Source organism: Microcoleus sp. K5-D4, assembly GCF_036704575.1.
Classification (GTDB): domain Bacteria; phylum Cyanobacteriota; class Cyanobacteriia; order Cyanobacteriales; family Microcoleaceae; genus Microcoleus.
In genome coordinates this window covers 12,607-25,675 of the sequence record NZ_JAUBSD010000063.1, presented here as the reverse complement: position 1 = coordinate 25,675, position 13,069 = coordinate 12,607, and the positions used below count along the sequence as shown (strand labels likewise).

Genomic DNA, 13,069 nt, shown 5'->3' with positions numbered 1-13,069 from the left:
ATTCCTAAATCTGGGTGAGAGTTGCGATCGCTTCAAGCTGAAAGTTATCGACCAGAGATGTCATCGCCGCGATGAAATCTCGTTTCTCCTTGGGAATTTGAGCGATAAGTTCATAAAGCTTATTATCACTAAGATCTAATGCTGCTTCATGAACTTCTGCAATCCACTGGGTGGGCATGGTTTTCAAGTCGGGAATAAATATCTTTGGTGGCGAAGCTGATAAATCTCGCGGAACTTTTTCGGCGTAGCAGTAGCGCACACCCAAGTGATGAGCTATTTTGTCGAAAAGTGTGTCTTCAGTAAACGGCTTGGCAATGTAGTCATCGCAACCGATTTGCAGGCTGGCGATACGATCGTCTTCAAAAGCATAGGCAGTGAGGGCAATGATGCGTGTAATTTGTCTGTTGTCCTGTGACGTTTGCCCTGAGTTATCTGCTGATGACCCATGACTAATGACTAATGAGTCTTGTGCTCGAATCTGTCTCGTGGCTTCATAACCATCCATGACAGGCATTTGAATGTCCATCAAAATCAGGTCAGGGTGCCAGGCCTGCCAACGAGCGATCGCCTCTGCCCCATTTTCCACCGCACACACATCAAACCCAACTGACTCCAGCAGTGTCACCAGCAGTTGCCGATTTTCTGGAACGTCTTCTACTACTAAAATTCGGTAGATAGGTTGCCCAGGTTCGATCCTGATAACCCGAGCGCTAATTTCAGGTTCCTCTAAATCAACGGACTCTGGTAGTTCCAAAACGACTTGGCAGGTAAAAGTCGAGCCTCGATTGAGGGTGCTTTGCACGGTGATATCGCCTCCCATCAGACGCGCAAACTCACGACTGATAGACAGTCCTAAACCTGTTCCTCGATCGTTGCGACCGCGATTGGTTTGCATGAAAGCGTCAAAAATTGATTCTAAATCTGAGGCAGAAATGCCAGGTCCGGTATCCTCAACTTCGAGACACAGGGTAATAGTTGGTTTAATATCCGGTGGATTAGTGGCGCGATCGCAATTTGTACTCGATGGCATATCATCTGATGAAAAAGCTCGTCCGCGCAGGGCTATGGTTCCTGTTGTTGTAAATTTGAGCGCGTTCCCCAGCAGATTAATCAAGATTTGGCGAAGTTTTGCTTGATCGCCACAGACATAACGCGGGACAGTAGCATCCCACTCGCTGCTCAGATGTAACCCTTTCTCAGGCGCTTTGATGGTGAACATCTCGTTAATAGAACCTAGCAGTCGATGCAGATTAAAACAGCTTTTACTCAGTACCAATTGCCCTGCTTCAATCCTAGACATTTGCAAAACATCGTCGATCAATGTCAGCAGGTGTTCTCCACTACGGGTAATGATCCCTAAATGCTCTTGAAATTCTTCTGGGATATAAGGGCTGCGGTTCATAAGCTGGGTAAATCCCAGAATGGCGTTGAGTGGGGTTCTGAGCTCGTGGCTCATGTTGGCCAGGAACTGGGTTTTGGCACGGTTGGCTATAGCTGCCCTTTCAGCAGCGTGTTCTAGGGCAGCTTGCGAAAATTCTAACACCGCCAGCATGAGGATATGTCTCATTTCGGCTGCAGCTTCTAACTCTGCAATCTGCCACGGATAAGACATTTCCCGCACTGTCTCTTGCCACAGTTCAAAGGATTTGCGGGGACACAGGTGCATTTTTCCAATTTCGTCGATCGACACAGCATCCTGTGGATTACCTGCCCAGTTTATGGTTTGAATTTGTTCCGGTCGGAACCAAAGTATATGGTATGACTTTTGTTTGGCGTAGCAGAGGAAGATTGAGATTGCTAAAACACCGCTAGCTCGCTCTTTGAATTGCTTGGCTTGGGGATACAACTGAGACAAAGAAGCTGTTGCAAACACTCGTTCTTTGTTGTGTTGTAACAACCACTGCACGAGTTCGTCAACCTCAGCTTCAGATGGTGTTTGACCCACCAATGTCAGACGACCATCGAGCAGAATTGCAGCTCCCTGAGCATGAACTAAATCTAGCAATTGAGAAGCATTTTCGGTCAATACCTGTTCGATAAAATTAGACTCTCGCCGGAATGCCTGCTGAAGTTTATCCTGAATAGTTTTAGCCTGCGATCGGTAAACGTTCAATTCTCGCTCTTGCTGATGCACCAGTTCGATCGAGGCAAATTGTCCTAAAAATTCACAGCTTTTGCGAGTTTCGTAATCTACCAATCGCGGACTGTAATGGTGACAGGCAATTAATCCCCAGAGGCGCCGATCGTCAATTAACGAAATCGTCAGTGTCCCAGCCACTCCCATATTCTGCAAATATTCAATGTGGTAGGGAGATACTCCCCTTAACACACAAGCACTGAGATCCTGGGGTGTATTGGTTAGGGGATGGTTGGTGGGAATTAGGGGGGCAGGGGTGTAATTGATATTGGGAATTTGGCGCACCCAATTGCTGTAAAACAATTTGCGGGCGGGTACGGGAATATCGATCGCCGGGTAATGCAATCCCAGGTAGCTTTCTAGATAGCTTTCTTTCTCTTCAGCAATCACCACCCCATGGTCATCGGCTTCAAAGCGATAAATCATCACGCGATCGAATCCGGTCATGGCTTTTACTTCTCTAGCAATGGTTTGAGCTAAATCAGAAAGACCGAACGCACTGCGAAAGTTGAGGATAACTGTTTGCAGACGCTGATAAAAATCCATTGAATGATTATTTTCAATAGTCAATTGGGGTTCTAGTTCCAGAATTAACTCATCTGGTTGCTGATGCAGTGTGCTTCTAAATGTTTGAATTTGACCGTCTTTTAGAGGTATTTTCAGCTCAAAACTATTATTAATTTTGTGCTTTTCTTGATTGAGATACCTAACAATTTCTTGTACTTGCTCGTGACCAAATAACCAGGGCAATGGCTGACCTAGTAATTCTGCGACAGAAATGCCAAAAAACACTTCTACATTGTCACTTACTTGTAAAATATTGAGGCTTTTTTCTTGCAGCAATAAAACTATTCCGTGGGGCTGAATATGACCGGGAGCATAAACTGATTCTTCACTGCATTCCTCTAGATTTGTTAAATGGAAAGGATTAATTGGGGGATTTTTGGGTATTTTATGAGGCATTTTAGAGAGCAATTATCAATAAAAATTAAGGAGTTTTTGGGCAGACTTTGCCAACAATTAAATTTAATTGTTCAGGGCAGATTCCTAATTCCGTAGTCCTAAGCAAACGTTTAACTACACAACAGTTTATAAATCCAATGGAGGAATTACACTTGGGAAATTACCTTGAATTAGATTAAGGATTTTCTCAAATTGATACTGGTTGGCGAGTTCCGTCAGATGAGTACCGAATTGAGCGAAGTCTGATGAAAGTTGAGCTACCAGTTCAACGATCGCAACATCATCCCCACATAAAGCAGCATCTTCCAACTCAACCACCCATTCTTTTGGTAATGTCGCCAGAAGCGTTGGATCGAGAGAATCTGAAACGGAAGAGGCAACACAACAGAAGTAAGAAGGAAAACAATCTGTTCCCCGTTCCCCTATTTCAGTTTCCTCTTCCTCATATACATACTCTAAACCTAGGTATTCCGCCATCTTAAGAAATAGGGTCTGTTCCCGGAAGGGCTTGCTGATGTAGTCGTTGCAGCCAGCAGCTAAGGCGAGGGCGCGATCGCTCTGGGAAGCCTGGGCCGTAAGTGCAATAATGATACTGTTCTGTCCGTCTTCCATTGCCCGAATTTGCTTCGTAGCCTCGTATCCATCTAACACGGGCATCCGAATGTCCATCCAGGTTAGGTCGGGTTGCCATTGTTGCCAAATCTGCACAGCTTGCTGTCCGTTGGTAGCTTCTTTTACCTCTAATCCTAATTGTGTCAGTAATCTGACCATTAGCAAGCGATTTTCTGCTTGATCGTCAACCACCAAAATGCGATGATCCCCTTGACTGGGAGCCAGCCCAATCACGAGGCGATTATTCTCTTCGGGTGTAACATTAACTCCACTGATGGGGGTGACGGGAAGGGTAAAGGTGAAGCTACTCCCCTCTCCCAGAGTGCTGCTGACAGAAATTTCTCCGCCCATGAGTTCCAACAATTTGCGGCTAATGGTTAGACCTAGCCCAGTACCGCCGGTCGATCGCTTCCCAGCTTGGGCTTGCACAAACGCATCGAAGATGGTATCGATTTCGACCGATGCAATCCCTAAACCTGTGTCAGCGACTACAAACTGGAGAATCGGCCGAGTTGTGCTTAATGCCCCTGTACCGTCCGCCTCAATGCTGACTTGCAAAGTAATGCTTCCCCGATCGGTAAATTTGATGGCATTACTCAGCAGATTGAGCAAAACCTGGCGCAGTTTTTGAGCATCGACAAGCATAAATTGGGGAACTTCTGGCGCAATCTCGAAACAAAGGTCAAGTCCTTTAGAACTTGCTCGTTCCGCCAACATATTTCGGAGGGAATGCAGCAGCGCAATTAAGTCCAATCCGCTTTGTTCAACTGTGCAGTGTCCCGATTCAATTTTCGAGAGATCCAGCACATCGTTAATCAAACTCAAGAGGTGATCGCCACTGCGACGAATTGTTTGCAGGTCTTCTTTTTGGTTGGGAGTTAGGGAGGAGTCATGGGTCATTACCTGAGCAAATCCTAGAATCACGTTGAGGGGAGTGCGTAATTCGTGGCTCATATTGGCTAGGAAGGTACTTTTTGCCAAGTTCGCTGCTTCTGCGGCTTCCATTGCGTGCTGCAGGGCCAGTTCTTTTTGTTTGCGATCGCTGATGTCTTTGTGCGTTCCAATCATCCGTAAAGGCTTACCATGTTCATCGTAGGCAACGACTTTCCCGTAGTTAGCGATCCACTTCCACTCACCTGACTTGCAACGCACACGATAGTCAAAGGCATATTTTAGAGAGCTATCTGGCAAGTTACTATTGAGATCCTCAAAAACCCAGAATTTATCATCAGGGTGAATCATCTGTTCCCAGACGTTCACATCCATCACCAACTCACCGGGCTTGTAGCCCAGCATCTCCTGGTAGTAGGAATTAATGTAAACTTCTCCAGTTTCAATTTTCCAATCCCATAGTCCATCTCCAGAGGCTTCTAGTGCCAGCATTAAGCGTTCCTCACTCAGTTGTAAAGCGGTTTCCGCTTGATGTTGTCGCGTCACATCGATCGCCACACCACCTACTAGCATTTGCCCAGGTAAGTCGGGGATGAGAAATTTGTAAACCAGAAACTCACCCAGGGTTCCATCTCGACGGGGCGCAATCTCAATCGTTTCAATTAGCTCATTGGTTTGAGCAACCGTTTGGATATTGTCTAGATATTGTTGGGCGAAGGCGGCGGGGTAAAGTTCAAAAATGGATTTTCCAATCACATCGTCAGTGGGTAACTTAAAGGTATTGAGATAAGTCTGGCTGGCATAGAGCATTACACCATTTTCATCGGTAATCCAGGCAGGGGCTGGGCTGTGATTCATGAAGGCTTGGAAGCGAGTTTCACTCTCTCGCAGTGCCTGTTCTGCTTGTTGGCGTTCCGCTTCGTTGCGTTTGCGATCGCTAATATCCCGGCAGATACAGAAGTTCATCATCTCATCTTGTAATTCCACCCGGTTCCAGCTAATTTCCACGTCATATACAGAACCGTCCTTGCGGCGATGTCGCGTCTCAAACAGCGGAATAACCTCCTCTCTCTGGAGCATAATTTGTAGTTCTTCCTTCGTCCATTCAGCATCCCAATCAAACACACTCAGATTCATGGTTTGTTCTAGCGTGTAGCCCAGCATTTGAGCAAAACTGGGACTAGCTTCGACAACTTTTCCGACCCAATCCATGACAACAACACCGTCCATGGAAGTTTTGAAGAAGGCTTTACTCCGCAGGAGTTCCTGTTCTAGTGCAAGTTCGGCTTTTTTGCGATCGCTAATATCTTTCATGAAGCAGTAATGCCCCAAAAATTGCTCCTGTTCATCGTAAGTTGAAATCATCACCAATTGCTTATAAAAAACAGAACCGTCTTTACGAACCCCTTTGGTTTCAAGTTCAACTCTGCCCTCTTGCACCATCAGCCAATAGGCTGCAACCAGTTTTTCCAACTCATCGGGATATACGGTTTTTTCCCAGGACATCCCGATCATTTCTTCTGGCTGATAGCCTGTCACGTCAGAATATGCTTTATTGACATAGAGGTAACGTCCTTGAGTGTCTATTTTGGAAATCCCCGACAGCGCATTTTTCATCACCTCACTCATTTCTCTAAGCTCTGCTTCTGCGTGTTTGCGATCGGTGATATCTTCTGAAAAACAAATTAGGTACTGGGACTGATGCTGTTCGTCGTAAATGGGAATCTTCACAGTATGCAGCCAACGTTTGCCCAGACTATGACTTTCAATGAGTTCTTCAGGAATATCCTCAGTCTTACCTTTTTCAAAAGCTTCTCTATCCTTTTGGTCAAAAAAGATAGCCTGTTCTATTGGAAAAAAATCATAGCCACTTTTGCCGATCGCTTGTTCGGCTGAGATGCCAAATAACAGTTCGCTGGTTTTATTCCAAAACTGAAATCTGCCAAATCGTTTAGGCTCTGCGTCCTTAACAAAAATTGCAATCGGTAGATGATCCAACAGTGCTTGTAAGAAATTGCGAGTTTTTTGGATTTCCAGCTCGACTTTTTTGCGCTTGCTAATATCAATAAACGTAACTACAACTTGGGTGATATGACCGTTTTGATCGAACTCCGGGTAGGCATTAAGTAATACCCAAACAAAACTATCAATTTCTTTTTTAATTCCTACAACATAATTTTTGAGGGAACTTCCACTGGATAAAACCTGATTTACCGGATATTCCTCTAGGGGCATAACGCTGCCATCTTCCCGCACAAAATGCCAGGCCGGAGATATCGCAGTTTTTCCCAGCATTTGATCCATTGAAAGCCCTAGTAATTCACAGGCCGTTTCATTACATAATTGGATGCTGGTATCTGTCGCATGAATCACAAAACCCGCATTTAAGTTATCGATCAATTGCCGATATCTGGCTTCGCTTACCTGTAAAGCAACTTCAGCTTGCTTGCGCTCCGTAATGTCGGTGTGAGAGCCAGCCATCCGAATTACGTTACCTGCATCATCCCACAGTGCCTGACCACGATCCAAAATCCATTTGTAGGAACCATCTTTGCAGCGAACGCGATGTTCTGTGATATAAAAAGGAGTTTTCTTGGCAAAATGGTCTTGAACGGCTTGCATTACCCGTCCCAAATCATCGGGATGTAGCAGATTCGCCCATTTGTCTATAATGTTTTGGATTTCATGGTCTTCATAGTCCAGCATTTCCTTCCAGCGACTAGAAAAGAAGACCTCATTGGTTTGAACATTCCAATCCCAAATGCCGTCATTATTCCCGCGTACAGACAGTTCCCAGCGTTCTTCACTTTCACGTAGTGCTGCTTCTGCTTGTTTGCTGTCAGCAATATTCCGGGCAATCTTTGAGGCTCCAATTATATTTCCTGCTGGGTCTTTAATGGGGGAGACACTCATCGAGACATCGATTAATGTTCCATCTTTCCTCAGCCTCTTTGTATCGTAGTGTTTGATGCGTTGTCCTCGCTGGATTTTGGTGAGAATTTCGTTTTCCTCATCTCGATAGTCTGCGGGAATCAATTTTCTCCCTGATTGCCCTACTATTTCTGCCGCTGTATAACCAAAAATTGTTTCGGCTCCTACATTCCAACTGGTAACTACACCCTCTAAGTCTTTACTGAGAATGGCATCTTCCGAAGATTCAACGATGGCAGCTAGTTGAGCGATCGCAATTTCTGCCTGTTGTCGCTGGTGAATTTCCCATTGCAACTGGCGATTGGCTTTTTTGAATTTATCGACTTTGCAATAACTAACTTGTGCGAGATACATGACCCACATAAGCAGCCCAACTAAAACTAAGCCCCCAATTAATACAAGTCTAGGCCAATAAAACTTGACTCTTTCTACTAAATCTAAATTTGGATAAACATCGATTTTCCAGTCTACACCATAGGCTTTCACTACAACTGTTTTATGATCTGAATTTTGAGAAAAAGACTCTTGACCGTAGAGCAAAGTTGTGCCATCATAGATAGCCACATTGTATCCTGGTGACAGTTTTAAAATACTTTCAAATAGAACCTGAAACTGAACAACTCCGACAATCAACCCATCAAAACGTTCACCTACAAACAAAGGAAAACTTGCTAAAAATCCTTGACCCCCTTGAACAAGTGAAATATTGCGACTTAAGATAGGTTGACGCAAATCACGAGCTACTTGCAAAGTGATTTTGCGACGCAGTTCCCTATTAAAATCTAGGTTTTGCGCTGCCTCATTCCCAGCCAGTGGCACAACCCATCGCACTTTAAATGATGGATCGACTAATGCGATCGCCTGATAACCGTAAAAATCCTTTACATAAGCCTCAGCATCGGCTTCCCAAAGAGCCTTTGGTGTTCCGCCATTGGCTTGCCAGCGATTAGCCATTTGCCGAAGTGTCAACACCCGAATGGATAGTCCTTCGGTCAGTTGTGACTGAATCGCATTGGCTTCCTGCTGAATTAACTGCTCGATGTGAATTTGTCCGTTGATGGTTAGCTGTTGCCACGTAAATAAAACAGCAAGAGAGGCCACCACACCAAGCAAAAGAGGTAGCAATCGTTTAAGTGGTGTTTGGTCTAAACTTATAATTACTTTGCGTCGAGGGATTACCATAAATTAAGCGATATATGAATAGAACGGTCTTCAATTTTTTGGGCTATACTTGGGTAATTTAATGAGGCAATAAAACTAAGTTTTGAGCCGGAAAACCAGTTAGCGATAAGGCACTTTCTAAACTATAGACCCCCTAAGTTGACTGTTAAATTCCATCGGTAAAGAATGTTCTTCCTGAACCCCTAGCCCTTTAACTATATTTATAGATGGCGATGAGCAACATCTGTTGAGATTGTAAATAGGTATTGTTTGCCAACATTGGCGACAAAACCAGTAGATTTGATGCTCGCGAACGTGACGCAGCATTTAATTCGAGCAGCAGGGGCAGTGTGTCATCAAGACCTCTTTTTTAACTAAAGGGTATTTCACTCTTGTTACAAAGTGCTGTAAGCTCGCTTGAAGCAACCATAACAATACCCTAGAGAAAAAAAATAAAGATTTGGTAAAGAATATAAAATGGTTAAGGAAAAGATACAAGTTTAAACATTCCGTAATGAAATTCAGATTGCAGAGAATTTTTATCCCACAATACGCACCTTGGAATGTCCCATCTGGTTTGTTATAATTCTACACTATTCAGATGCAGCTTTTGAGATCCATTCCTACATAAAATAATTTTCCTGTTCCCTGTTCCTTGATTTGATCGGAGAGTCTAAATCTCAGCCCTACACATTTGGCAGTTTGAACAGGAACCATAGCGGGAGTCAGGGGATTTGCTATGACTGCTGGCCAATGATATTGACAGTTTTAATTAATTGTTGACTATACCAAGATAATAAGTTGTCAAACCAATTCTTGCCCAAAACTTCTTTATGTGTATAACCCGTGACGCGGCCGAAAAAAGGATTGGCGTAGCCCCCGAAAATTAATTTTAAACGGTGCTGGTTGAAGTTAGCCGATCGCACAACCCAAAACACCCCAATAGCCTAAAATACAAGCACCCAAATATATTGAAAATATTCTTTCTTTGCGTATCATATTAAAAACCAGTACAATATCTATTCGGATGCCGAACGAATGAACTCAATGCGAACTAATAAAAACCTCAAACTCGCAGCATTTACAGCCATATTTTCGATATTATTTCCCGCAGCTTTACCTACAATTGCCTCAGCCCAGACAGCACTGGCAGAAATTCGGCAAACCGGCATTCTCAAAGTTGGTATCAGAAAATATGCTCCTCCCTTCGGCTACTTAGAAGGTGAAAAATGGCAAGGAGTTTGCATGGAAGGCTTAGAATTTTTCCGAGCTAACTTATAAAAAAAATTAAATCGCTCCATCCGCTTAGAAAAACTAGAAACTGATCTCAACAAATCAGCAGAAAAAGGGCGCTTTCGCAGCGTAGCCAATATTTTGTTATACCGCAGCAGCCTTTAACTTGCATTTCTTACGGCATGATATTGCCAGCAAGTGACACTGAATGGAAAGAAACAGTCAATAATTATATTCGCAATCAAAGTTCGACGAACCTGTTGGAAAAAGTGCTCGGGCGCAATTCTCCTTTCCTACCGATGAGTGTCGCCGATCAAGATAAATGTATTTGAACCCAAATCGGGCAAGATGCTGGGCGCGCACCAGAAAAATAGGGGTCAGGTGTGGATCTTGTCAGGGCAAGTCTGATCACTGCAACCAGTGGCGTCAATAGGCTCTAAACTGGATTCAGGAAGGCGCGCAGCACAGGTTTAGGAGGGTCATCAGTGACAGAAAAAAATTATCAATCGTCTTCTCTACCCACCTACGCGCGAAAGGAACTGCGGGAATTAGTTCGATCGCAGTTAAGGGCCCTGTTGGAAGAAGGAGACTTTAAAGGAGCAAAAGCCATTTTGCACCCGGTGCAGGAAGCAGACATAGCTGAAGCTATCGAAGGCCTGCCAGAAACCATGCAAGTAATAGCTTTCCGCTTGCTTTCCAAAGACGAAGCCATAGCAGTTTACGAATATCTCGACTCCAGCGTTCAGCAGTCCCTCTGCGAAAAATTCAAGCGCCAAGAAGTCATTGATATTGTAGACAAAATGTCGCCGGACGATCGAGCTAAACTCTTTGACGAACTGCCGGCAATATTAGTCCGTCGCCTGTTGGGTGAACTGAGCCCGACGGAACGAGAAGCAACGGCCCAACTTTTGGGTTACGAAGCCAGTACCGCCGGTCGGATCATGACCCCGGAATATATTTCTCTCAAAGAAAGTTTTACCGTCGCCCAAGCTTTAGACCGAATTCGCTCTTTGGCTAGAACTACCGAAACAATTTATTCTCTTTACGTCACCGACGCCGGACGCAGCTTGACTGGCATTTTATCCTTGCGGGATTTAGTCACTTCCCCCCTCGACAAAACTGTCGGCGAAATTATGACCCGCGACGTAGTTTCTGTTCAAACAGGAACGGATCAAGAAGAAGTAGCTAGGCTGATCCAGCGTTACGATTTTTTAGCTGTGCCCGTTGTAGACCGCGAACAGCGGCTGGTCGGCATCATTACAGTTGACGATGCGATCGACATTTTAGAACAAGAAGCAGCCAAAGATATTTATACCTTGGGTGGCGTCCAGTCCGGCGGCGACAATTATTTTCAGACCGATTTAATCACTGTTGCTCGGAAAAGGGTGGTGTGGCTGTTTGTTCTGCTTTTAACTAATACTGTCACCGGCGCAATTATTAGAGCTCAAGAAGATATTTTGAACCAAGTAGTCGCCTTAGCAGCCTTTATTCCCCTGCTGACTGGTACTGGAGGCAATGTCGGAGCTCAGTCCTCAACGGTTGTAATTCGCGGTTTGAACACTGACGAAATTACAGCAATGGGCCCGTTTCAAGTAATTGTTCGCGAGGGGATGGCGGGAGCGCTGCTAGGAGCTATATTGGGGACTGTAGCGACGGGCTGGGCTTATACTCTGCAAGGGAGTTTAGCAGTGGCACTCGCGGTGGGAGTGAGTTTGTTTGCGATCGCAATTTTAGCTTCTATTGCCGGTTCAGCTCTGCCGTTTCTATTTCGTTCTTTGGGTTTAGACCCCGCTTTAATGTCTGCTCCCTTTATTACCACCGCAGTTGATGTCCTCGGGGTCTTGATTTATTTCACTTTAGCTAGACTAATTTTGCAGCTTTAATATATTTAATTAGATGGCTGTGAATAAAAAACTTAATCTGTTTTTGACCACTGCTAAATTCGGGGTCTACGTGCGATTACATACCGGATATCTGCCGTCGCGCGTACTTTATTTTTATCCGCATACTTGCACCAGTTGAAAAAAAGAATGCAACTATAGGCCCGTGCTCCAAACTCCGAGCTTCCTCAGTCATTCCACATCTAAAATCTAAAATCTAAAATCTAAAATGGTATTAGCCTATGTCATCATCCAATTCACCCACCAAAATCCAAAATCCCAAGTCGAGCAATTGGTTAGAAACTGCTGAAGTGGTTTTTATTGCTGCCTCTGCTGTGGGATTGGCTGCTAGTTTGGTTTGGGGGCAGAGCGTTTATGCTCAAGTGCCTGTAGTGATTTCATTGGTGTTGAATTTTGTGAACCGGCAGAAGCTGCACAAGCAAGTTAAAACAAGTGCGGCGGCCACGTTCGATCGCGTAAATCAACAAGCAGCTACTACCGAGCGCGCGATCGAGGAATTGCAACTTGCTGTAAATGCTTTAGACGAAGCTCTTTCTCAAACATCTCGCGAAAATCTCAATGTTGCGCCTGGAGAAAACGTACACTCTCTAATTTCAGCAATTGAGAACCTGCGCCAGCGACTAATAATTTTAGAAAAAACTATTAAAATGATTCAAAGCGAGATCGAACTCACCAGCCGCCAATTCAAACAGCGACCCGAGTTGCAACAAGTCGAAACTTTGACAACAATAATTCTGGACTTGCAGCAGTTTATCAACGAACTGCCACAGTGGGGCAGTTTGCAGCAGCGGCAGCTAACAGAACTTCAGCAAAAAGTAGACACTGCTTTGGCTGAACTCTCAGAAGAAATTGCTGTGATTCCCAACCGCGTGCAAGAGGCGCTAGCTAGTCGCAGTGGGGAAATTAACCCACAGTTTGGTTCGGGTTTGAATGTCGCTCAAAAGAATGGTTATCGACCTAAAACCCAGAATGAGAAAATTCGCCAGAAATATCCCAGAGCTTATGTCAAGTGGAGTCAGGATGAAGACGAAAATTTGAAGAAAGAATATGCTAGTGGTCAACAAATTGACGAATTAGCTCAGAGATTTCAGCGACAGCCTAGTGCGATTCGTTCGCGCTTACAAAAATTAGGATTAATCGAATAAGGGTAATTGGTAATTGGTAACCACAGAAAACAGACAAGCGTCAACAGTCAACTGACAACTAACAAATAATATCAAATCTGTTAGTATCGGAATTA

At 44.4% G+C, this 13,069-nt stretch carries 6 protein-coding genes; 3 read left to right on the top strand and 3 right to left on the bottom strand.

Annotation, left to right across the window (positions count from 1 at the left end; translation table 11 throughout):
• Nucleotides 1–4: 4 nt before the first annotated feature.
• The 3 genes from QUA77_RS19095 to QUA77_RS19085 all read right to left on the bottom strand — a co-directional run bounded on the left by QUA77_RS19095 (nucleotide 5) and on the right by QUA77_RS19085 (nucleotide 9,633).
• Nucleotides 5–3,100 (bottom strand): response regulator, encoded by a 3,096-nt coding sequence (locus QUA77_RS19095; RefSeq protein ID WP_333451824.1) that lies wholly within the window; start codon nucleotides 3,098–3,100, stop codon nucleotides 5–7.
• Between the two features lie 126 nt (nucleotides 3,101–3,226).
• Nucleotides 3,227–8,716 (bottom strand): PAS domain S-box protein, encoded by a 5,490-nt coding sequence (locus tag QUA77_RS19090; RefSeq protein ID WP_333451823.1) that lies wholly within the window; start codon nucleotides 8,714–8,716, stop codon nucleotides 3,227–3,229.
• A gap of 716 nt (nucleotides 8,717–9,432) precedes the next feature.
• On the bottom strand, nucleotides 9,433–9,633 hold the full coding sequence (locus tag QUA77_RS19085) for a hypothetical protein (RefSeq protein ID WP_333451821.1): 201 nt from the start codon (nucleotides 9,631–9,633) through the stop codon (nucleotides 9,433–9,435).
• 100 nt (nucleotides 9,634–9,733) lie between these two features.
• Between QUA77_RS19085 and QUA77_RS19080 the strand changes: the two genes are divergently transcribed.
• The 3 genes from QUA77_RS19080 to QUA77_RS19070 all read left to right on the top strand — a co-directional run bounded on the left by QUA77_RS19080 (nucleotide 9,734) and on the right by QUA77_RS19070 (nucleotide 12,974).
• Complete coding sequence (locus QUA77_RS19080; RefSeq protein ID WP_333451819.1) at nucleotides 9,734–9,976, top strand: hypothetical protein; 243 nt, start codon at nucleotides 9,734–9,736, stop codon at nucleotides 9,974–9,976.
• Between the two features lie 437 nt (nucleotides 9,977–10,413).
• Nucleotides 10,414–11,811, top strand: coding sequence for a magnesium transporter (mgtE, locus tag QUA77_RS19075; protein WP_333041966.1), 1,398 nt, complete (start codon nucleotides 10,414–10,416; stop codon nucleotides 11,809–11,811).
• 239 nt (nucleotides 11,812–12,050) lie between these two features.
• Nucleotides 12,051–12,974, top strand: coding sequence for a hypothetical protein (locus tag QUA77_RS19070; RefSeq protein WP_333451817.1), 924 nt, complete (start codon nucleotides 12,051–12,053; stop codon nucleotides 12,972–12,974).
• Nucleotides 12,975–13,069: the final 95 nt, after the last annotated feature.